The sequence below is a fragment of the Undibacterium sp. CCC3.4 genome (genome assembly GCF_034347425.1).
GTDB lineage: Bacteria > Pseudomonadota > Gammaproteobacteria > Burkholderiales > Burkholderiaceae_D > Undibacterium.
Map to the genome: position 1 here is coordinate 3,030,944 of NZ_CP133779.1, position 21,232 is coordinate 3,052,175.

General features: G+C 54.2%; 17 protein-coding genes and 2 tRNA genes. 12 read left to right on the top strand and 7 right to left on the bottom strand.

The annotated features are described in order from the left end of the window. Positions 1–2: 2 nt before the first annotated feature. The 3 genes from RHM61_RS13485 to RHM61_RS13495 all read right to left on the bottom strand — a co-directional run bounded on the left by RHM61_RS13485 (position 3) and on the right by RHM61_RS13495 (position 3,055). On the bottom strand, positions 3–383 hold the full coding sequence (locus tag RHM61_RS13485; RefSeq protein ID WP_322247823.1) for a SirB2 family protein: 381 nt from the start codon (positions 381–383) through the stop codon (positions 3–5). A gap of 101 nt (positions 384–484) precedes the next feature. After that, positions 485–751: a DUF2249 domain-containing protein gene (locus tag RHM61_RS13490; protein ID WP_322247824.1), complete on the bottom strand. Its 267-nt coding sequence runs from the start codon at positions 749–751 to the stop codon at positions 485–487. Positions 752–817: 66 nt separating this feature from the next. Continuing rightward, positions 818–3,055: a nitric-oxide reductase large subunit gene (locus tag RHM61_RS13495; protein WP_322247825.1), complete on the bottom strand. Its 2,238-nt coding sequence runs from the start codon at positions 3,053–3,055 to the stop codon at positions 818–820. 300 nt (positions 3,056–3,355) lie between these two features. On the opposite strand from RHM61_RS13495, the gene nirK reads away from it, so the two are divergent. Genes nirK through RHM61_RS13510 form a run of 3 tightly spaced genes read left to right on the top strand, consistent with a single transcriptional unit; the run spans position 3,356 to position 6,184 of the window. After that, entirely contained in the window at positions 3,356–4,834 is a 1,479-nt protein-coding gene (gene nirK, locus RHM61_RS13500; protein ID WP_416200180.1) for a copper-containing nitrite reductase, read from the top strand. Beyond that, a complete protein-coding gene (locus RHM61_RS13505) occupies positions 4,831–5,631 on the top strand; it encodes a formylglycine-generating enzyme family protein (RefSeq protein WP_322247826.1) in 801 nt (266 codons plus the stop codon). Before nirK ends, RHM61_RS13505 begins: the two co-directional genes overlap by 4 nt. Continuing rightward, the gene (locus RHM61_RS13510) at positions 5,615–6,184 is read left to right on the top strand and encodes an SCO family protein (RefSeq protein WP_322247827.1); all 570 of its coding nucleotides are present in this window, start codon (positions 5,615–5,617) and stop codon (positions 6,182–6,184) included. Before RHM61_RS13505 ends, RHM61_RS13510 begins: the two co-directional genes overlap by 17 nt. 19 nt (positions 6,185–6,203) lie before the next feature. Here RHM61_RS13510 and RHM61_RS13515 read toward each other — a convergent pair whose 3' ends face one another. The 3 genes from RHM61_RS13515 to RHM61_RS13525 form a co-directional block, all read right to left on the bottom strand. Beyond that, positions 6,204–7,409 carry an MFS transporter gene (locus RHM61_RS13515; protein WP_322247828.1) on the bottom strand — a complete coding sequence of 402 codons (1,206 nt, stop codon included), beginning with the start codon at positions 7,407–7,409 and terminating at the stop codon, positions 6,204–6,206. A 93-nt stretch (positions 7,410–7,502) separates the two neighbouring features. Then, positions 7,503–9,029, bottom strand: a complete 1,527-nt coding sequence (locus tag RHM61_RS13520; RefSeq protein ID WP_322247829.1) for an acetyl-CoA hydrolase/transferase family protein — start codon at positions 9,027–9,029, stop codon at positions 7,503–7,505. Between the two features lie 66 nt (positions 9,030–9,095). Next, positions 9,096–10,037: a bestrophin family protein gene (locus RHM61_RS13525; protein ID WP_322247830.1), complete on the bottom strand. Its 942-nt coding sequence runs from the start codon at positions 10,035–10,037 to the stop codon at positions 9,096–9,098. 130 nt (positions 10,038–10,167) lie between these two features. On the opposite strand from RHM61_RS13525, the gene hpaR reads away from it, so the two are divergent. The 9 genes from hpaR to RHM61_RS13570 all read left to right on the top strand — a co-directional run bounded on the left by hpaR (position 10,168) and on the right by RHM61_RS13570 (position 20,781). Continuing rightward, positions 10,168–10,623, top strand: coding sequence for a homoprotocatechuate degradation operon regulator HpaR (gene hpaR / locus RHM61_RS13530; RefSeq protein WP_322247831.1), 456 nt, complete (start codon positions 10,168–10,170; stop codon positions 10,621–10,623). Positions 10,624–10,718: 95 nt separating this feature from the next. Further along, positions 10,719–11,657: an exopolyphosphatase gene (locus RHM61_RS13535; protein WP_322247832.1), complete on the top strand. Its 939-nt coding sequence runs from the start codon at positions 10,719–10,721 to the stop codon at positions 11,655–11,657. Between the two features lie 183 nt (positions 11,658–11,840). After that, the gene (locus RHM61_RS13540) at positions 11,841–13,730 is read left to right on the top strand and encodes a potassium transporter Kup (protein WP_322247833.1); all 1,890 of its coding nucleotides are present in this window, start codon (positions 11,841–11,843) and stop codon (positions 13,728–13,730) included. A gap of 67 nt (positions 13,731–13,797) precedes the next feature. After that, a tRNA-Arg gene (locus RHM61_RS13545) sits at positions 13,798–13,874 on the top strand. Between the two features lie 157 nt (positions 13,875–14,031). Then, complete coding sequence (locus tag RHM61_RS13550) at positions 14,032–14,418, top strand: hypothetical protein (protein WP_322247834.1); 387 nt, start codon at positions 14,032–14,034, stop codon at positions 14,416–14,418. Positions 14,419–14,512: 94 nt separating this feature from the next. Beyond that, a tRNA-Arg gene (locus RHM61_RS13555) sits at positions 14,513–14,589 on the top strand. 200 nt (positions 14,590–14,789) lie between these two features. Then, positions 14,790–16,448, top strand: coding sequence for a hypothetical protein (locus tag RHM61_RS13560; protein ID WP_322247835.1), 1,659 nt, complete (start codon positions 14,790–14,792; stop codon positions 16,446–16,448). Positions 16,449–16,658: 210 nt separating this feature from the next. Beyond that, positions 16,659–18,443: a hypothetical protein gene (locus RHM61_RS13565; RefSeq protein WP_322247836.1), complete on the top strand. Its 1,785-nt coding sequence runs from the start codon at positions 16,659–16,661 to the stop codon at positions 18,441–18,443. 607 nt (positions 18,444–19,050) lie between these two features. Next, on the top strand, positions 19,051–20,781 hold the full coding sequence (locus RHM61_RS13570) for a hypothetical protein (protein WP_322247837.1): 1,731 nt from the start codon (positions 19,051–19,053) through the stop codon (positions 20,779–20,781). Here the strand turns inward: RHM61_RS13570 and RHM61_RS13575 are convergent. After that, positions 20,758–21,195: a thioredoxin family protein gene (locus RHM61_RS13575; RefSeq protein ID WP_322247838.1), complete on the bottom strand. Its 438-nt coding sequence runs from the start codon at positions 21,193–21,195 to the stop codon at positions 20,758–20,760. The genes RHM61_RS13570 and RHM61_RS13575 overlap by 24 nt on opposite strands. Positions 21,196–21,232 lie beyond the last annotated feature (37 nt).

A 21,232-nucleotide genomic window follows, 5' to 3' on the forward strand; every position in this document is an offset into this window, starting at 1 on the left:
GCTCACTGGAAGGGGATGGCGCGCTTGCTGATGGCGACGGCGACGATATACAAAAAACAGGCGACGGCCGCCAGCGCGGCCAGTCTTCTGGTGCTGGCCGTTTTTCCGCGTTTCATCGCGATACTGCCGAAAATTATATACAACAACAAGGCCAACAGCTTGGCTTGCAACCACGGCGTGGCCAGTGCCGCGTAGCCTGGTATGGATAGTAGCGTGAGTCCGCACAGCAGTAACAGTGTGTCGATCACATGCGGCAGGCTGCGCCAGAGTCTGCTTTGCAGTAAGCGCGCTGGATGTTCGCGCAAAAAATACCGCAGTAAAAAAAGTGTTCCACTGAGTATGACTAAGCTGATATGCAAGTGTTTGATCGACAGATAGTTCATCTGAAACTGACTCCGGGTTGAAATTCTGTAGCGCTATTTTAGCTCGTCATTCCCCCACTCTTTTGCGGCTGTCGTAAACCTTTTGCGACAGCCCCATTAGCTCAGGATTCGTTGACGTGAAAATCAATGATGACGGCACCCGGTTCCGACGAGACATAGCGAATCGTGATGGCCGAACCGAAATGGTGCTCTATTTGCGTCAGCAATGGCAAGGGATTATGGTCATTACAAAAGCGCATGGTTTCGCCGCTTTCGAGTGCCGCCAAGGCGCCGAAAATGGCGGCATGACGAAATCGTTTAGCGACGCCGCGTGCATCAAATGCGTAAACGCCGGTGGCGATCAGCGGAGTGGAACAATCGTGGGCCATGGTATTTTTCCTTAAAGTTAGGAGCAGGTTGAGCGCCTGGCGCTCAACCATGTTGCCGCATCAAATTCAGACAGATTTTTTAAACAATAAACGCAGTGCAAACCAAGCCAGACACAGGCTGCCGAGGGCGAATATGACATCGCCCGGTACCCGCATCCACACTAAGGTTTCCATGAAGTGTGAGTGCACCACTGCCGGCGAGCGGGCATACCACATACCCTGACTGATGCTGGCTGCAGCTTGATAGATGCCAGCCGGGACCAGCGAGATGAAGACCATCATCGCCAAACCGATATTAAGTAACCAGAACATCGCTTGCAGCAGACGATCCGACCAAGCTGCACGATTTGACATGCCGCGCAAACAGAACAGCAGCAAGCCTATGCCGAGCATGCCGTAGACACCGAACAGTGCGGCATGGCCGTGGGCTGGGGTCATGTTCAAACCTTGCATGTAATACAGAGCGATCGGGGTATTGATGGAGAAGCCGAGCAGGCCGGCACCGACCATGTTCCAAAAGCCGACGGCGATGAAACACAGTATTGACCATTTGTAATTCTGCACCCAGGGTGCCGCTTTCGAACGCTGATAATTACGATGCGCTTCCAGTCCGATCAAGGCCAGCGGTACCACTTCCAAGGCCGAGAACATGGCACCGATGGCGATCACGAAGGTTGGGGTGCCGGTGAAGTACAGGTGATGCAAGGTGCCGAGTATGCCGCCAAACAGAAACACGATGGTTTCCAACACAATGGCACTATTGGCGGTGGCGGCGCGAATCAAACCTAAACGCGTGAATAACAAGGCGATGACGGCGGTGGCAAATACTTCAAAGAAGCCTTCTACCCACAAATGTACCAACCACCAGCGCCAGTATTCGATCATTGAATAGTGGGTATGCTGGCCCCAAGTCAGCGAGGTAGCATAAAAGCCGCCTATGCAGCAGGCTGACAGAAATACCATGGCGATCAAGCCGCGGCTCTCAGACGGGTTTTTCAATGCCGGCCATAAGCCGCGACCGAGTAGTAACACCCAGAATAATAAGCCGACGAATAAGAGAATTTGCCAAATCCGGCCCATGCTGGTGAATTCCAAGCCTTGATTGCCGATCCAGAAACTGAAGTCGTTTCCCGGATGCTCGATGCTGCCATACCAACCGAAGGCAGTTGAACCGACCACGATGAACAGCAGGGCGTAAAACAGCAGATCGACGCCGAGCTTTTGATATTTCGGTTCACGACCGGAAATCGCCGGGGCGATGTACAGACCGGTGGCCAACCAAGCGGTAGCGATCCACAATACCGCAAACTGGGTATGGATGGTGCGACTGACGACGAAGGGTAAAAAGTCAGCCAAGGGGAAACCGAAGAAGCTGTGGCCTTCGACGGCATAGTGGGCACTGATCACGCCCATGCCGATTTGTGCCAAGATCAGGCCGATGACGACGTAGAAATATTTTTTCGTCGCCAACATCGATGCTGTCGGTTTCAGCTCGAACAGCGGATCGTTTTTCGGTGGCGTCGGATCGCCCGCTTCTTTATTCAGAGAGTGATAGAAAATCATGCCGGTAATGGCGGCGATCATCAGGATCACGCTGGCGATTGACCACATGCCGGCGCCGGTGGTCGGGGTATTGTCGATCAAGGGTTCATGCGGCCAGTTGCTGGTGTAGCTGAGGTCGGTAGCGCCGGGACGATCGGTGGCGGTGGCCCAGGCAGACCAATAAAAAAAGGCTGGCAAGGCTTGCAGATCGAGTGGATCGGGCAGTGAAGCACGGTTCATCGCATATTGTTCGCGCAAGGTGTCGAGCTTGGGGTCGTTGCCGAATAAGCCGATGTAATGCTGGGCCACTTGGCGTACCGCGGTGGCGCGATCGAGTGAGAGCGTGATGCTGTCGCTATCGGCGGCATAGGTGTTGCTGCGCATGGCTAGCTTCAGGCGCGCTTTGAGAACGGCTTGACGTTCAAGCGGCAGACTTTCGAACGACAAGCCGGCTTCGCGCTGCGACCAGATGTCGAGTAATGCCAGCGCTTCACGGTGTAACCAGTCGGCCGACCAATCTGGGGCGACATAACTGCCATGGCCCCAGACCGTGCCGAGTTGTTGGCCGCCAGCGGAGAGCCAGGCTTCTTGTCCGCGTTGTATTTGACCTTCGGAAAACAGCACGCTACCGTCGGCGCTGACAACTTGTTTAGGAATGGGCGGCGCGGTCAGGTAAATTTCTGTTCCGACCCAGCCCAGTACGGCAAAAGACAGCACGCAGACAACTGCGAGCCAGGTCCATAGTTTGCGCGTGGCATGCATGGCGAGATTCCTTTCAGGGTAATTGAAGATGAACTGATCGCAGTCTTTATCAGTGGCTGCATCAATGAAGATGTATTTTATGTGCATGTATTGAGGGCTGTAAATTGAATGCTGTCTGATTGTTTGGAATTCTTGATCTGGCTCAGTTTTTGTTGGCGCAGTGAGTGACAGTGCTGCGCGCGCGGTGCGGTAAGCGCATCGCCAATTCTTATCGCAGGTCAAGGAAATTTCCGCTACGAGTCAGTAAGGTGAGCAGCAATTTGTGTGCGCTTATCTTTTTCTTTTACTGACGAGGTCTTTATGAAACGCTTTATTCCCAAAGCCATCGCGCTTGGTTTATTCGGTCTGTGCATGGGCGCACTCGCCCAAGCATCCGGTACGGCACGTATTGCCGGTGACTTCGGTCCGCCGCGTGGCGTGCCGATTCATGCAGTGTTGACCAGTCCGCCAAATGTACCGCCACCGATACATCGCAACTATCCGGCGAAAGTGATCGTGGAACTTGAGGTGGTAGAAAAAGAGATGGCAATTTCCGAAGGCGTGAAATACATGTTTTGGACTTTCGGCGGTACCGTGCCCGGTAGTTTTATCCGCGTGCGTCAGGGTGATACGGTGGAATTTCATTTGAAGAATAATCCGTCCAGCAAGATGCCACACAATATCGATCTGCATGGCGTCACCGGTCCCGGTGGCGGGGCGGCGTCGAGTTTTACTGCGCCTGGCCATGAATCGCAATTCACGTTCAAGGCGCTCAACGAAGGGGTGTATGTGTATCACTGCGCCACTGCGCCGGTTGGCATGCATATCGCTAATGGTATGTATGGTTTGATTTTGGTCGAGCCGCCGCAGGGTTTGCCGGCCGTTGATCATGAATATTATGTGATGCAGGGTGATTTTTATACGACCGGAAAATATCGTGAAAAAGGTTTGCAGCCGTTTGATATGGAAAAAGCGATCGATGAAAAGCCGACCTATGTGTTGTTCAATGGGGCAGAGGGCGCACTGACTGGTGATAAAGCCTTGGCGGCGAAAACCGATGAGAAAATCCGTTTATTCGTCGGTAATGGCGGCCCAAACTTGGTATCGAGCTTCCATGTGATCGGTGCGATTTTTGATAAGGTGCGCTTCGAAGGCGGCAGCAATTTCCAAAAAAATGTGCAAACTACTTTGATACCGGCCGGCGGCGCGGCGGTGGTCGAATATCAGACTAAGGTGCCGGGCAGTTATGTCTTGGTTGATCATTCGATTTTCCGTGCCTTCAATAAGGGAGCGTTGGCGATCATGAAGGTCGATGGACCGGCCAAGAAAGATATTTACTCAGGCAAAGAACTTGACGCCGTTTATCTCGGTGATCGTGCCCAAGCCAACTTGGCCGCTGTGGCGACGGCCCAGCAAGCAGTGGAACGCGGCACGCTGAGTTTGCAGGATCAGGTGAATGCTGGGGCACAGTTGTTTGCCGGGACTTGTTCGGTTTGTCATCAAAGTAATGGTGCCGGTTTGGCCGGTGTGTTTCCACCCTTGGCCAAGTCCGATTATCTCAATGCGGATCCGACCCGTGCGATCGGCATACTGTTGCACGGCTTGAATGGGAAAGTCAGCGTCAATGGTAAGGAATTCGATTCCGTGATGCCGGCCATGAACCAATTGAATGATGATGAAGTCGCCAATATCTTGACCTATGTACTCAATACTTGGGATAACCAAGGTGGACGAATCAGCGCGGCCGCAGTGAAAACCGTGCGCGCCACCGCTGTGGTGCCGAAAGCGGCGGCGCATTGAGCGCGGCGCGGCGCTGGCTCGGCAGTCTGGCGCTGCTGCTGTGCTGTGGGCAAAGCGGGGCGGCCGAGCAGTATGTGAGTGTGCCGGGCGCGGCGCTGCGCAGTGTCTTGTCGGCGGCCAGTCCGCAAGGGGAAGTCACGGTGGCGGCGTTTTCCTTGCGGCGCCAAGCGGTGACTTTGCGGGAGTTTTTAGCCTTCACCGATGCGCATCCCGCGTGGCAGCGCAGTCGGGTGCCCTTGCTGCTGGCCGATCACAGCTATCTGCACCAATGGCGCGCGGATGAGGAGGTCGGCAGTGCGCTTGAGTTGGAGGCACCGGTTACCAATGTCAGTTGGCATGCCGCGCAGGCTTATTGTCGCAGCGAGCAGGCGCGCTTGCCGACTTGGTCGGAATGGGAATTGGTGGCGGCGGCCGATGCTACTCGGCGCGATGCGCGGGCTGATCCGGCCTGGCGTGCCGTGATACTCGATTGGTACAGCAGCGCTGCGATAGCTGCCACGCCAGTACCGAATGTGTATGGCGTCAGCGGGATACATGGGCAAATCTGGGAATGGGTAGGCGACTTCAATGCCTTGCTGATCAGTGCAGACAGTCGTACCCAGGGCGACCCGGATCGTTTGCAGTTTTGCGGTGCCGGGGCGATCAGTTTGCAAAACAAGCAAGATTACGCGATTTTGATGCGGGTGGCTTTTCTTTCTGCGCTGGGCGGTGCCAGTACTACCGATCATCTGGGCTTCCGTTGTGCGCGCGATATCAAGTCCAAGGATGTGAAGGAAATATATGAAACCAAGAATTAAACAAGCACTGCTCGCAGCCATGCTGCTGTTGAGCAGTGCCATGGGGCAGGCGGCCGATCCGGTTTTTCCCGGTGACTCGATTTATCAATTACCGCTGCAATTGAGCGAACAACATGGGCAGAGCTTGGCGCTGACCCAGTTTGCTGGGCATGTGACGGTGCTCAGCATGTTTTACAACTCCTGCGAATTTGTTTGTCCTATGTTGATCGATACGGTGCGCCTGCTTGAGCGTAGTCTGACTGGGCGCGAACGAGAAAAATTGTCGGTGTTGTTGGTGACACTCGACCCGGCGCGCGATGATACGGCGACGCTGGCATCGATTGCTGCGAGCAAGGCCTTGCCGGCGACACGTTGGACACTGGCGCGTACCGATAGTGTGCGTGAATTGGCGGCGGTACTCAATATTCAATATCGCCAGTTGGAGAGTGGTGAATTTAATCACAGCAGCGTGTTGATTCTGCTCGACCGTCAGGGGCGAATGGTGGCGCGCAGCAGCGAACTCGGGAATGTCGATCCGCTGTTTTTGCAGAAAATGAAAAGCCTGCTGCGCTGACGGCGCGCGTGTGCGCAGTTCAGGCTTGGTCGCGTTGTTTGATGCGCAGGGAAAAATGCCCACCTAGTACGACGATGCCGGCGGCACCGCACAGCAGCACGGCGGCGCTGCCGACTGGTCCGATCAAGCGGCCGGCCAAGGCCACACCGAGTGATTGACCGAGAAAAAAGCAAGCCGAAAACGCCGATACAGCGGCACCGCGGCGTTCCGGCGACATTTGGGTGGCATGGATTTGCAAGGTGTTATGCAGCATGTAAAAGCCCAGACCGGCGCAAAAGCAGGCTGGAATCGCCCACCACCAGGCCGGTGCCAAGCCTATCAGTGCAATCGATGCGGCTAAAATCAAGCTACCCCAACGGGTCAGGCCGGTTTCGCCCAAGCGTGCGAGTAAGCGGCGCGAATTCATGGCAAACACAAAGCCGCCTAAGCCATAGAGCATGATCAGGCTGCCGGCCAGCGTCAGTGAAATCGCAAACGTATGATGCAAGTGGCTGGCGATGAAGGCAAACGGACCGTATAGAAACGCGCCCTCCAAAAATACCGTCGCCAATACCAAGCGTGCCCAAGGCAGCATGGCGATGGCGCGAAATTCGCGCCACATATGGGCCGTGGCTGAACCGCTGACGCTGCGTCGTTGCCGCGCCGCTGGCGGCAGTCTGGCATTGAGCAGTAGCAGACCGCAGCCGACTACGGCGAACAGCAGCGCCATGAAGAGGAATGGCCAGCGCCAGTGGCCGGCATCGGCGGCGATACCACCACCCAGCACGCCGATCGCCAAACCGAAAATTTGCCCGATCAGAAACCGTGCCAATACCGGTTGGCGCCGCTCATACGGGGTGACATCACCGATCCATGCCATCGATAGCGGAATAATCGCCGCCGCCGTGATGCCGGCGATAGCACGTGCCAGCAGCAAGCCGTGAAATTCGTCGGCCAGCAGACACAGCGCCGAACTCAGCGCGCACGCTAAGGCGGCGCCGGCGATGACTAAATATTTGCCGAAGCGGTCACCGAGCGGGCCGAAAAACAATTGCGACACGCCATAAGCAATCGCAAACACCGTGATCGCCTGCGCCGCCGTACCGAGCGTGATACCGAACTCGCGCACCAACAAGGGTAGCAGCGGGTCCATCACGCGTAGCGAAATGCCGCTGCCGAGTGCGGCCAGCGATAACACGGGAATTGCCAGTGCCGGCAAGCGGGCGGGTGGGGTGGTCGGTTGCATGAAACTCCTGAGAGCGGTCATGCAAGGCATGTCCGGAGCCGTATTCTAAATCGAATCGGCCAGGGGCGTAGCAAAGCGCGCGTTTATCGGATGTCAAGCCACCGCTTTGAGTTCGAACTGGGGAAGTTGCATGCTGCCGCTGTCGCGATAGCGCACATGCCAGTCGAAGGCTTGTTCCAGTACATGTGGGGTTTGACCGCCGCGCAGCGTCGCCGCCGCGACATAATCAAGCAGCATTTGCTTATACGGTTCGGCCACGCAATGCTCGATGATTTCGCGTGCCCGTTCACGTGGTGCCAAACCGCGTAGATCTGCCAATCCGACTTCGGTGACCAGAATATCGACATCATGCTCGGTATGGTCGACATGGCTGACCATGGGAACGATGCTGGAAATTCGGCCATCTTTGGCGACCGATTTGGTGGCGAACACCGAGAGGTAAGCATTGCGCGCGAAATCGCCGGAGCCGCCGATGCCGTTCATCATATGGGTGCCCAGCACATGGGTGGAATTGACATTGCCGTAGATGTCGGCTTCCAGCGCGGTATTGATGGCGATGATGCCGAGCCGGCGGATGACTTCCGGATGGTTACTGATTTCTTGCGGTCGCAAGATCAAGCGCTCTTTGTATTTGCCTATGTCGGCAAACACCGTGCGCGCTTTTTGTTCTGACAGGGTGATCGAGGAGCCGGAGGCGAAATCGAGTTTGCCGGCATCGAATAAATCAAAGGTGGAATCTTGCAAGACTTCTGAATACATCGTCAGATGTTCGAATGGACTGTCGATGAAACCCATCATGACGGCGTTGGCGATGGTGCCGATGCCGGCCTGGATAGGCATCAATTGTTTGCTGAGGCGACCGTCGCGTACTTCGTGCTGGAAAAATTCGACCAGATGGGCGGCGATTTTTGCCGTGTCTTCATCGGCTGGCAAAATGGTTGAGGCACTGTCGGCTTTTTTGGTAAATACGATGCCGATGATTTTTTCCGGCGGAATATGAATCGCCGTGGTGCCGATGCGATCATTGACGTGCATGATAGGCACCGGTTGTCGTTCCGGTCGCAATTGCGGAATGAAGATGTCGTGCAAACCTTCGAGTTCGAGTGACTGGCTCAGATTGATTTCGATGATTACTTGTTCGGCCAGAATGGCAAAGCTGGCGCTGTTACCGACGGACGTGGTGGGGATGATGGCCCCGGTTTCGGTGATGGCGATGGCTTCGATGATGGCGATGTCGATCGCATTAATCTGACGCGTGCGCAGTTGTTCGACGGTTTCGGATAAGTGCTGGTCGACATACATCACTTCGCCACGGTTGATCGCCGCCCGCAGGGTAGGGTCGGCTTGGAAGGGCATGCGCCGGGTGATCGCACCGGCTTCGGCCAGGGTGCGGTCGACATCGCTGCCTAGCGAAGCGCCGGTCATCAGGGTGATTTTCAAGGATTCTTTACGCGCCCGTTCGGCCAAGGCCAGCGGCACCACTTTGGCGTCGCCGGCGCGGGTGAAGCCGCTCATGCCTATGGTCATGCCGTCTTCTATCCAGGCGGCGGCTGCGGTGGCGCTGCAAATACGCTCGCGCAGTTGTGGCAGGCGGATTCTTTGTTCTTGTACTTCATGCATTTTTATTTCCTTCGTCTCGTAACATGGATGGCGCAGCGGGTTTTTGATTTTTTTTTCGGTATTGTTTTAAGTCAGGCAGTAATTGACTGGCAGGGCTGGTGCCGGCAAGTCGGTTTCGCCCAGTGCCAGACGCAGATCGATTTCGATTGCGCGGCAAATTGCATCGAGCGGCAAGTCATTCGAATCGGTGCCGAATGGCTCTTCAATTTCATCGCCTAGTGCATCGAGCCCGAAAAATGTGTAGGCGACGATGGCGACCACGAACGGTGTCATGAAACCGATGGTGTCGACCAAACCGAATGGCAGCAAGAAACAATAGATATACGCAGTGCGATGGAGTAGCAGCGTGTACGAGAAGGGAATCGGGGTATTGCGGATGCGTTCGCAGGCGGCGGCGGCACCGGTCAGCGCAGACAGGGTATTGTCGATATTGGCCGCCAAACACGGGTCGATGCGCTGTTCTTGCATGGCCGTACGCAGGTCTTGCCCCATATTCAGCATCAGCATATCGGTTTTATTCACACTCGCGAGCAGTTGTCGGTATTCGCTGCTGCTGAGCCAACGCTGCATTTCCGGCTTGCTCTCTTGTTGGCGCAACAGGTCGCGCAAGGCATGACAGAACGCGATGGTACGCAAGATCATGCGCACACGTAGATCGCCGAAACCATTCTGGGCCAAGGCTGGATGGGCATAATCGATCAGGCTGTGGCATTGACGTGCCAGATTACGGCTCTTGAGCAGCAGTTCGCCCCATAGCTTGCGGCCTTCCCAGTAGCGATCATAAGCAGCGTTATTGCGAAAGCCGAGAAAAATCGAGAGCGGCAAACCGATCAGGGTAAACGGTATCGTCGTTAAGGTGATCTTGAGTTTGAACAGATCGCCATGCGAGATCGTCACCAGGGTGGCGATGAGGATGTTGATGATCAAGGCGGGCAGGATGCGGGGTAACACCGAGCCGCGCAAGAGTAGAAATAAACGCCAGCCCGAGGGGCGGTCTCTGACTATCACCGGTCAGTCCAGTCTTCAAAACAATTCAAGCAGGGCTCGCTAATTTGCTAATATGTGAGTGAATTAAAACACTAATATGTGAGCAAGTCAAACGCTACAATCATGGTTTTATTATTTTTTCGGAGTCGCGATGCATCCCAAAATTGCCAAGCGCAATTTGCCGCAATTATTTCTCAAGGCGCGCGCCCAGTTGATGGCGCATTTTCGGCCTATTTTGGCGAAGTTCGGTTTGACCGATCAACAATGGCGCATTCTGCGTGTACTCGATGAACATGGTCGTTTGGAATCGCGCGAATTATGCGAGTTGTGCCAGATTTCCAGTCCCAGTATGGCTGGCGTGTTGAAACGCATGGAAGAGAGTGCCTTGATCTGTCGTGGCAGCTTCAGTGGTGATCAGCGGCGCCTGGTGATCACGCTCGCGCCTCAGGGGGATGCGCTGATGGCAGAGATTGCGCCGCTGATCGAGCAGCAATACGCGTATATTGAACAGAGTTTCGGTACCGATCAGATTGAACAATTGCTGTCGGTGTTGGAAGCATTCTGTCAGGCTGATGAAAACAGCGTGCCGCGCGTGTTATTGGACTGAGCGCAGACTGAGTGGATATAGACAGTCTTGCTAAAAGGAACTACAGTCTGAGCTGCCTATTTTTTTTGAACAAGCTGCTTACCGAAAGGGATGTCATGTCCGTAGAAACGAAGAAATTCCGACTCATCACACGCAGCGATTTTGACGGCTTGGTTTGTGCCGTGCTGTTACAGCATCTCGATTTGATCGATGATATTTTGTTCGTGCATCCGAAAGACATGCAAGATGGGAAAATCGCCGTCAGTAGCGACGATATCAGTACCAATTTGCCGTATGTCGAGGGTATACACTTGGCCTTTGACCATCACTTGTCAGAAACCCTGCGTCATAGCGGTGCGCGCGATAATCATGTAATCAATCCGGCAGCACCATCGGCGGCACGGGTGGTGTATGAACATTACGGCGCGCATGCGGCGTTTCCAGAGGCGTGGGACGATATGATGGCGGCCGTCGACAAGGGCGATTCGGCACAGTTCAATCAAGCAGAGGTGTTGCGGCCGAAAGAATGGGATTTGCTGAACTTCCTCATGGATGCCCGTACCGGACTCGGTCGTTTCCGCGACTTCCGTATTTCCAACTATGCTTTGATGATGGAATTGATTGCGCTGTGCAAGACTCAGAATATTGCTGAGATCATGCAGAATCCCGATGTCAAAGAGCGGGTCGACCTGTACAGCGAGCACAACGCCAAATGCCAAGAGCAAATTTTGCGCTGTGCCAGTGTGCATGGCAATCTGGTGGTGCTCGATTTGCGTCAGGAAGCCAGTATTTTTGCCGGCAACCGGTTCTTGATTTATGCATTGTTTCCACAGACAAACATTTCGATTCACGTCTTGTCCGGTTTGAAAAATCAAAACACCGTTTTTGCAACTGGGAAATCGATACTCAATCGTACATCGAAGACCTCGGTTGGCCCCTTGATGCTCGAATATGGCGGCGGTGGGCATGAAAATGCCGGAACTTGCCAAGTGGCCAACGAAAGCGCCACGGAAGTTTTGGCTGCCTTAATCCACAAAATCAATGCCGATGGCTGAGCCGTTCTGTTTGTGAGCTACGCCTCGGCCTTGCTTGTCTGCACTTTCTTAACACAAACGCAGACCAGCAAGGCCGAGTGTTACTAAGTGTTGCTTTAATATGCAATAAACTTTTTTTTATGCCGCTCTATTGAATTTCGCCGCTTAATCGCCTAATGTGCAGTGCACCAAAAACAATAGGGTATGCAATTGGAAAATCATCAGAATCATGCGAAAAGCAGTCTTGCTGCTTTGTCACTCGCCGCCATTGGTATCGTTTACGGCGATATCGGTACCAGTCCGCTCTATACGATGAAGGAAGTGTTCTCTCCCGAACACGGTCTGGAGCTCAATGAATTCAATGTCTTCGGTGTGATCTCCCTGATTTGTTGGGGTTTGATTATCATCGTTGCACTCAAATACGTCACACTGATTTTACGCGCCGATAATCGCGGCGAGGGCGGCATTATGGCGCTGACGGCGCTGGCGCTGGAATCGGTCGGTAAATCGTCGAAGTTATATTTTGTTTTGTTGGTGCTCGGTTTGCTCGGTGCCGCCTTGTTTTACGGTGATGGTGTGATCACCCCGGCGGTGTCGGTGTTATCTGCGATTGAAGGTTTGGAAGTGGCGACGCCGGCCTTCAAACCGTATGTGGTGCCGATTACCGTGCTGGTGATTGCTGCCTTGTATGCCGTGCAGTTCAAGGGTACGGCCGGTATCGGTCGCTGGTTCGGTCCTATCATGGTGATCTGGTTCGCACTCTTGGCGGTGATGGGCGTGTATAACATCGCTAAAATGCCGAGCATTATCGGCGCCCTCAACCCGGTGCATGCCTTTGATTTTCTGCTCTCGCACGGTTGGGTAGCGTTTTTAGCGCTCGGTGCCGTGGTGTTGGCGTTCACCGGTGCTGAAGCGCTGTATGCGGATATGGGGCATTTCGGCAGTCAACCGATACGGATTGCCTGGTTTTCGGTCGTGTTTCCAGCCTTGGCGCTCAATTATCTCGGTCAGGGTGCTCTGCTGATCGTCACGCCTTCTGCGGTCAGTAACCCGTTTTATCAGCAACTCGGGCCTTGGAGTGTTTACCCCTTGGTGATTTTGTCGGCCGTGGCGACGGTGATTGCTTCGCAGGCGACGATTTCCGGTACCTTCTCCATGACCAAGCAAGCCATTGCTTTGGGTATTTTGCCGCGCATGCAGATCATTCATACCTCGGCGAAAGAGATCGGGCAGATCTACATTCCCGTGGTGAATTGGCTGCAATTGCTGGTGGTGGTGGCGGCGGTGGTCGGTTTCGCTTCTTCCTCTAATCTGGCGTCGGCCTATGGTATTGCCGTTACGGGCACCATGCTGGTGACTTCTTTGCTGACTTTTTTCGTCATTCGTCACCGCTGGAAGCTTAATTTGGCGCTGTGTTTGATGGCTACCGGCTTTTTTGCTTTCATCGATTTTTCGCTGTTTGCTGCCAACGCGCTCAAAATTGTCCATGGTGGCTGGTTCCCGCTGGTGCTCGGATCGATCATGTTTGTGATCATGACAACCTGGAAGCGTGGTCGTGAGTTGGTATTCGATAACTTGAAAAAGCATGCGATACCACTCAGTGACTTTTTGGAATCTTTGTTTGTCTCACCACCTCACCGCGTCCCTGGTACGGCGATTTTCTTGCGCGGCGAAGCCGATGGTGTGCCGCACGCCTTGCTGCATAATCTGTCGCATAACAAGATTTTGCATGAGCGTGTGGTGTTTCTGACTTTGCATAACAAGGAAATTCCTTGGGTGGCACCGGAAGATAGAGTGCATGTCACCGACTTCGGTCATGATTGTTACCAGATCGATGTCAATTACGGCTTCAAGAATGAGCCGGATATTCCCAAAGCGCTGGCTTTGTGCGAAAAATTCGGTTTGTTGTTCGAACCGATGGAAACCTCGTATTTCATCGCCCGACAAACCATTGTTTCCAAGCCGGGCAGTGGCATGGCCTTGTGGCGTGAATGGCTGTTTGTGCTGATGTCGCGCAATGCACGCGATGCCGCTGATTACTACCGCATCCCAACCAACCGCGTCATCGAAGTCGGTTCGCAAGTGGAAATTTAAGTTTGTCAGTAAAAACTCGGTCGGGGGCTTATATAATCAAAAAGCCTGTGCTATAATCTTGTTTTTCGCGGCTGTAGCTCAGCTGGATAGAGTACTTGGCTACGAACCAAGGGGTCGTGGGTTCGATTCCTGCCAGCCGCACCAGATTTCAGGGATCAGACGCAAGTCTGATCCCTTTTTTCTATTCTGCCGCCGCTTCAGAAAAATCCTACGGTGATTTCAGAAATTTCCGTCTTGTCATTCGTGCGGATCGATTGCAGACTTCAGGTCTTCTGATGATCATGAAGGGCAGTTTTTCTGTATGTCGAATTTTTCCCGCCGCTGTCTCCGTTTGTGCATGGTGCTCACCGTGCTCACCGTGCTTACCGCTTGTGCTCAGCGCCGCGGCTATCACGCTAATCCGTATCCGCCATATCCCCTGTCGACCGACTATCCGAGTTATTCGAATTACCCGACTGCGAACGGCTATCGTGGTTATTCTGAGCGGCCCGATGGCAGTATCGGTTGTTCGCCTGATTTCGCCGGCTATGCCGAAAGCCGCAGCGGTCAGATTTGCGCTGGCGGTCGCTATGCCGGCTATGCCGAAAGCCGTACCGGTGCGGTGGTGTGCGGGGCGCTGTATAGTGGCCGTTTTCAGGGGCGCAGTGGCTTGGTCTGTTATGGCGGCTTGTATCGTGGGCGGCGTTGAGCGCTGTTTCTTCGCTGTTACTTGTTGGTAAAGAAAAATAATTTGCCCAGGGGGCTATAATTTTCCCTTGAGCTTTGCTATAATTTTGTTCTTCGCGGCTGTAGCTCAGCTGGATAGAGTACTTGGCTACGAACCAAGGGGTCGTGGGTTCGATTCCTGCCAGCCGCACCAGATATAAGGGATCAGATGAAAATCTGATCCCTTTTTTCTATTTGGCACGCGCGAAAAATGGGCGAAAATTGATTTCTGCTTGGGATGGGCTTGGTTAGAGTGGCATTTTCACTCCAGCCTGTGAGCAATTGATCGCCCCCATGATAAATGTCTTTTCATCCTCTGTTGCTGGATTGCGAGCAGTCGCGTCAGCACCCACTGTGCCAGCCAGTTATCCGGAGATCGTACGCGTATGGCGCGACAGTGCGCCGCCGGGGGAGGATAGGGTAGAGGTAGCGCGACGTTTGCTCAGCGCTTACCGTGACAACGCCACCACGCTGGTGCTGCGCCACTTCGGTACGCTGAGTAGTTTGCCAGCCTTGCCGGGCGGCTTGCACGAAATCAGAATTTACAATTGCCCGGCCTTGCGCAGCTTGCCGGCCGTGTTGCCTGCCAGTTTGCGCAGTCTGAATTTTTTTCAATGTGCATCCTTGTGCTCCTTGGGTGAGAATCTTCCCAGTTGCTTGAACACGCTGGGCTTGACTGAATGTCCATCTATCTCCGCTTTGCCGGCGAATTTACCGGCTGAATTGATGGCGCTGTCGCTGGTCAGTTGCGCGGCGCTTGAGCAATTGCCGGCCAATTTGCCGGATCGCATAATTCATGTGCATATTTTCGGTTGTCATGCGCTTCGGAGTATAGAGTACATTCCGCGCTCTTTGGTCTCGTTTGATATCTGTCGGTGCGATAGATTGACGGCGGTGCGCGGCCACTTGCCCGATGAATTGATGAGCTTTCGTATCGATTTATGTCCTTCGTTAAACGATATCCCGGAAGAATTGCCGGCGTCGTTGCAGATACTGACGCTTTCCAATTGTGTCACGCTCACGCGCATACCGATGACGGTACCGTCGCGCTTAATTCGTCTCGATCTGCGCGGTAGCACTGCGATAACGAGTGCGCCGATTTACCCCATCCGTTTTCAGCCGTACTTGCCTTTGCATTTGCGCGAGCCCATGCGCAATCCTCACTCTCTTGAGGCGCTGTCGCCACTGCATTTCGACGATGTCGAGGCCAGGGCCGATTATGAGGACAGCGAAGTCAAGGAGTTGGTCGAGCACTTCGTACTGCGTACAGTCAGCCCTCAAAATGCCTGGTTAGACAGCTTCACGCCGCTCGATGGCGCTGCCGCGGTATCGATTACTACACAAAATCGCCTGTATGTGGAGGGCGAGATTGAGCAAGTGAACTTGACTGACGAAGCGCTGCAGCTGGAGTTGATGGTGCGCGTGCCTGATTTGATCGCAGCGCCGCAGCAAACCGTCATTATTGCCGAGCAGAGTGAGGCGGGGCGCTTGGCAATCGAGGCCTTGTATCAAGATATTGCTTACGGCGCTATCCTTGACCCCTCCTATTTGCAGCGTTTTCTGCGCGCACAATTGCCATCCCCTTTATTGGCGCTGCGCCCTATCAGCGCTGAGCAGCAATTGTGTTGTCAGCAGTTATCAAACAAGATCATTATGGCAGCCAAGGAGTTGGTTTGCGTGCCATGGGACGATTCTGGCACGATCATGGTATTGGCAGAACGTCAGTCGAGTGCACATATTTTGCTTGATGGTGGCTATGCCGTGCACCAGTCCAGTATTGATCGCGCCTTGTTCGCGGGGGTATTGGCCTGCTGCAAGCAGGATGATGAGTCGGAATTCATCGAGGTGATGGCATACTTTGAGGCTGGTTGGCCGACCCCCAGTTTACTCGACGAAGCACGCCTGACGTTTCGCGAAAACTTCATACATCTGTTCGTGACCGGGCAATTCGCCTCGGAATGGATTAAACGCGAGTACTACCATTTTGTGTTGCGCTGTGGGCAGATGCACTGAATACAAATGTCGTTGCGGCCTGCGGAAATGACGGTGCATCGAGGGTAAGTGCATGCACGCAGCAGTTGAATGTAATGAGCGAAAACTGGTATTTCTCGTGACAGTGCCTCGCTAACATCTGACGGTGATCAATCACTTTGACTTCGACTGCACATGCCTCCGATTTTACCTCGTTTCAGCTGTATTCCCAGTTCAACTGCTGGCATGTCAATGACACCGCTACGTGCCAACTCAGTTGCTGCATCCGCTGTGCAGGATTACCGGCAGATGATCGATGCCTGGGTTGGCGTTAGCCCGGCGCACGAGGAGCGGGCGATGGTAGCGGCACACTTGCTTGAGGTGCATGCTAATCGCACGCCTTTGCTGACACTGTGTGATTTGGATGGCTTGAGCAGTCTGCCACCCTTACCTGACTGCGTAGTGCGACTGATGGTTCGCAATTGCCCGAGCTTATTGAGTATGCCTGGCGCTGGCATATCTGCGTCAAGCGCGCGCTGGCCAGCCGGTTTGAAGGAGTTGTATATTAAAGATTGCAACGCCCTGACGGCGCTCGAGACCGACTGGCCCCTAGCCTTGAGGTGTCTGACGATTTCTCACTGTTTGGCGCTCGAATCTGTGCGCGCCGCGCCATCGCCGGCCTTACGATCGGTCGTGATCAGCGACTGTCCCAAGCTGCATGCGCTGAGTGAGCAATGGCCTGCGGAATTGCGTGAATTTAAACTGACACGCTGTGCAGCTTGGTCGAATTTACCTGCCAGTTTGCCGGATAGCCTGAGAGAATTATCGATCAATAATTGCGCCAGCTTTACGCACTTGCCTGGGCCCTTGCCAAGCGCTTTGCGCGGCTTGGAAATCACTGATTGCCCGGCCTTGACGGCACTGTGTGAATTGAATTTGGCGTTCTTACGTCGTCTGACGATACGGAATTGTTCCGCGCTGGTCGCGCTGCCGCGGCTGTCAACACCGCGCTTGTTGACGCTGTCGCTGGTTGCTTGCGGTGCCCTCACTCGTCTGCCTGCCAGGCTGCCGGAAAGTTTGGCTCATCTTGACCTGATTGCGTGTATTTCGCTGGCTTTCGTACCGCGTTACCATCTAGGTTTAGAGGTGCGACTGCCTATCCATTTAATCCAAGATACGCTCGATGAGGGCGAGCGGATCTTGCCGGCGGCATGCTTCGATCATATCCCTGCTCGATCCGCTTATCGACATACCGAGATCTGCGAACTGATCGATCATTTCAGCTTGCGCACGGCGAACCGTCGCGGCGAGTGGATCGATAGCTATACACCTTTGCACGGTGGTGAGCCGGTATCGATTGCGACGCAGAATCCGCCCTTCGGACATGACACGGTCGAACGCATCGCTATGCACCATGCGGCGCTGGTGATGCTGTTGGTGGAACGGGTGCCCAATGTGATTGTGAATTTGAAATACCAGGTGGTGGTGGCGGAACAAAGTGCCGAGGCGCAGGTGGCCATCGCCCGTTTGTATGACGAAATCGTCATTGGCGATGAGCTCAGTTCGGATGCGCTCGAGTATATTACCTGTACGAAAAAGCCATCGCCATTGATGGAAACTCGGCCGCTCTTGGTCGAAGAGGAAGGCTACTGCCGCCGCTTGTCGGCCAGTATTACCGAGCTGGCCCAACAGATTCCAAACGTGCCCTGGCACCCAAATGCGCGGGCTAAAGTATCGATTGAGCGTGCTGATGGGGAGATGGTGCTGTTTGACGGTGGCTATGCGGTACATTCCTCGTGCATCGACAGGGCATTGTTCAGTCAAGTGCTTTGCGCGTGCAAGCAGGGTGACGAGGAGATGTTCCTTGCGGCTATGGCTGATTTTCAAGCCGGTTGGCCGGCCCCGGGGCCACTCGATGGTGCGCGTCTGACCTTCCAAGAGGAGTTCGTGCGCTTGTTTGTGACCGGTTACTTTTCTTCAGAATGGATCAAGCGCGAGTACTACCATTTCATCTTACGCTGCGGGCAGATTCACTGAGTCGCCGCAGGCTCCAGCCAGCCGGTGCTTGGGCATTGGGTGCGCTGGCTTTGCCACTGGCAGCGCCGGCGCTCAGTGCGCTTAACAAACGCTGCAAGTATTTGAGCAACTTAATGGATCGTCGCAAGCGACGATGGAAAAGCCTCTGGAAGGGGTTTCCATCGGGTCGCTCCTTCGTCGCTCACCGGCCTGAAGACGCTGTCGCAAAAGCCTGATGGACGCTGTTTACACCTGAAACACCGCATACCGCGTCTTTCCCGCATGCCGCAGCCTCGTCATTCCCGCATGCTTTTGGCGGGAACCCAGCGTCGTTTTTTACACTGAAAATGCCACAATTTCTGGCATTTTCAGTTAACCACGAACGCCGCTGGGTTCCTGCCAAAAGCGCGCAGGAATGACGTGGCCACCAGTTAGGGTAATGATACCGACTCACTACCCTTTTGCGACAGCCTCTTCAGGCCGGGGTTTCAAACCCTAGTCAGATTTTTGATGAAACTCGAAGAGTTAGTGTCAGCTTGCACACTGAAAATGGGCGAAAACTGATTTCCGCTTGTTACAGGCTTGCTTAGAGTAGAGATTTTATCCTCGCACTTGAGTCAGTAAAATCATGATAAACCTGTCGCCATCCTCTGCAGCCAGATCGTCCACAGTAGCACTCGCACTAGCACTGGCACCCAAGATACCAAATAGTTACCCGGAGATCCTGCGTGCATGGCGCGACCGCGCTGCTGAAGAGGTAGATGGAGAGGTGGTAGAGCAATATTTGCTCAATGCCCATAGTAACAATGCCACTACTCTGGAACTGCATCATTTCTGGAATTTGAGCAGTCTGCCGCCTTTGCCGGACAGGGTCACTGAAGTCAGTATTGATAATTGCCCACACTTGAAGTGCTTACCTCCCAGGTGGCCTAACGGTTTGTGTCGTTTGAAAATTATGTGTTGCGAGTCGCTGATGTCCTTGGGCGAATCCTTGCCGGTCGGCTTGGCCTCGCTCGAGCTTTGCAACTGTCCGTCTTTGACCGAACTGCCGGCAAATTTGCCAAACAGTTTGATGTCGCTGTCGCTGACTGGTTGCGTGGCTTTGACGCAGTTACCGGAAAATTTTCCGACCAATTTGGCTAACCTGAATATTTCTTTTTGCCACGCGCTGCAACGCATTGATCGATTGCCGAGTGGTTTGCTTTCGCTTGACGTCACGCAATGCCGCGCTTTAACGGGTGTGTACGAATTGCTACCTAGCCGCTTGCTGGGCTTACGTATAGGCAACTGTTCGCGCCTAAGCGTGTTGCCGCCACATTGGCCTGAATTATTGCATTTGATTCATATTCTCGATTGCATCAGCTTGACGCGTTTGCCGCAGAATGTGCCGACCAATTTGATGCGACTGAATCTACGCGGTTGTAGCAGCTTGACGGATGTGCCACATTTTCCTGCTCAGTTCCATGAATACTTACCGGTTCATTTGCGCTTGCTGCAGCGTAATCCTTACCGCATGGAGCGTCTGCCGGCGCTCCATTTCGATGATGTGGAGGCCAGAGCCGATTATGCCGACAGCGAGATCAAGGAGTTGATTGATCACTTTGTACGGAGAATGACCGTGCCACTTGATGCGTGGTTAGAGAGCTTCATGCCGCTGGGTGGTGGCGAAGCTGTGTCGATTGCGACGCAAAATCGCCAGTACATTGATGGCGAGATTGAACAAGTCAAGGTCGCTGACCAAGCCCTGTACCAGATACTATGCCAGCGCATCCCCGACTTGATCGCGACGCTGGATCATACTGTCATTGTTGCGGAACAGAGTGTGGAGGGGCAATTGGCGATCGGGGCGCTGTACCAAGATATCGCCTACGGCGAATGCCTGAATCCCTCCTATCTGCGGCGTTTTATGCACGCACAACTGCCATCCCCTTTATTGGCACCGCGCCCGATCAGTGCGGCGCAGCAGCTACGTTGTGAACAGTTGTCAGATAAAATCGTTGCGACAGCCAAGGGTTTGGTCTGCGTGCCGTGGAAAGCCTCAGCGACGGTGATGGTTTTAAAGGAACGCCTAGGCAGCGCGAGCACCTTGCGTGACGGTGGCTATGCGGTGCATCAGGCGCAGTTTGATCGCAACTTGTTTGCTTCAGTATTGGAAGCGTGTAAGCAAGGTCATGAACAGTCATTCATCTCTGCCATGGGGCGCCTCGAGGCTGGCTGGCCGACCCCCAGCGGGCTCGACGTTGCGCGCCAGACATTTCGAGAGACCTTCACCCATTTGTTTGTGACTGGGCAATTTCCATCCGAATGGATCAAGCGCGAGTACTATCATTTCATCTTACGCTGCGGGCAGATTCACTGAGGCGCTGCTGGCATCGCTTTGCAGCAGTCGCCGCAGGCTCCAGCCAGCCGGCGCTTGGGCATTGCGCGCGCTGGCTTTGCTACTGGCAGCGTCGGCGCTCAGTGCGCTTAACAAGCGGTGCAACTGGTTGATGTCTGGCAGCATGGTGCCGAGAAAGGCGACTTCGTCGCCATGCTGTATCAAAATCGTGGGGAAATTGTCGATGTCGAGTGCATCGACGAGTTCGGCGCAATCTTCGATATCGACCCAAGCGAAGCATTTATCAGGATGGCGCAGCGCCAGTTGGTCGAAAGCGAGGCGATAGCTGGTGCAGGTATCGCACCAAGCGGCGCACAGGCAAGCGACCAAGCATGCGCGTTCATTCAATTGCAGTTGTAGTGCGGCGCGGTCGTGAGTCGGGGTCAGGGCAGTCATGTGCTGATTTTAACCGATCTCTCGTCAAGAATTCCCG

Coding starts and splice junctions, on each gene's coding strand:
- RHM61_RS13485 (WP_322247823.1), bottom strand. CDS start 383: ATGAACTATCTGTCGATCAAACACTTGCATATCAGCTTAGTCATACTC.
- RHM61_RS13490 (WP_322247824.1), bottom strand. CDS start 751: ATGGCCCACGATTGTTCCACTCCGCTGATCGCCACCGGCGTTTACGCA.
- RHM61_RS13495 (WP_322247825.1), bottom strand. CDS start 3,055: ATGCATGCCACGCGCAAACTATGGACCTGGCTCGCAGTTGTCTGCGTG.
- nirK (WP_416200180.1), top strand. CDS start 3,356: ATGAAACGCTTTATTCCCAAAGCCATCGCGCTTGGTTTATTCGGTCTG.
- RHM61_RS13510 (WP_322247827.1), top strand. CDS start 5,615: ATGAAACCAAGAATTAAACAAGCACTGCTCGCAGCCATGCTGCTGTTG.
- RHM61_RS13515 (WP_322247828.1), bottom strand. CDS start 7,409: ATGCAACCGACCACCCCACCCGCCCGCTTGCCGGCACTGGCAATTCCC.
- RHM61_RS13520 (WP_322247829.1), bottom strand. CDS start 9,029: ATGCATGAAGTACAAGAACAAAGAATCCGCCTGCCACAACTGCGCGAG.
- hpaR (WP_322247831.1), top strand. CDS start 10,168: ATGCATCCCAAAATTGCCAAGCGCAATTTGCCGCAATTATTTCTCAAG.
- RHM61_RS13535 (WP_322247832.1), top strand. CDS start 10,719: ATGTCCGTAGAAACGAAGAAATTCCGACTCATCACACGCAGCGATTTT.
- RHM61_RS13540 (WP_322247833.1), top strand. CDS start 11,841: ATGCAATTGGAAAATCATCAGAATCATGCGAAAAGCAGTCTTGCTGCT.
- RHM61_RS13550 (WP_322247834.1), top strand. CDS start 14,032: ATGTCGAATTTTTCCCGCCGCTGTCTCCGTTTGTGCATGGTGCTCACC.
- RHM61_RS13565 (WP_322247836.1), top strand. CDS start 16,659: ATGACACCGCTACGTGCCAACTCAGTTGCTGCATCCGCTGTGCAGGAT.
- RHM61_RS13570 (WP_322247837.1), top strand. CDS start 19,051: ATGATAAACCTGTCGCCATCCTCTGCAGCCAGATCGTCCACAGTAGCA.
- RHM61_RS13575 (WP_322247838.1), bottom strand. CDS start 21,195: ATGACTGCCCTGACCCCGACTCACGACCGCGCCGCACTACAACTGCAA.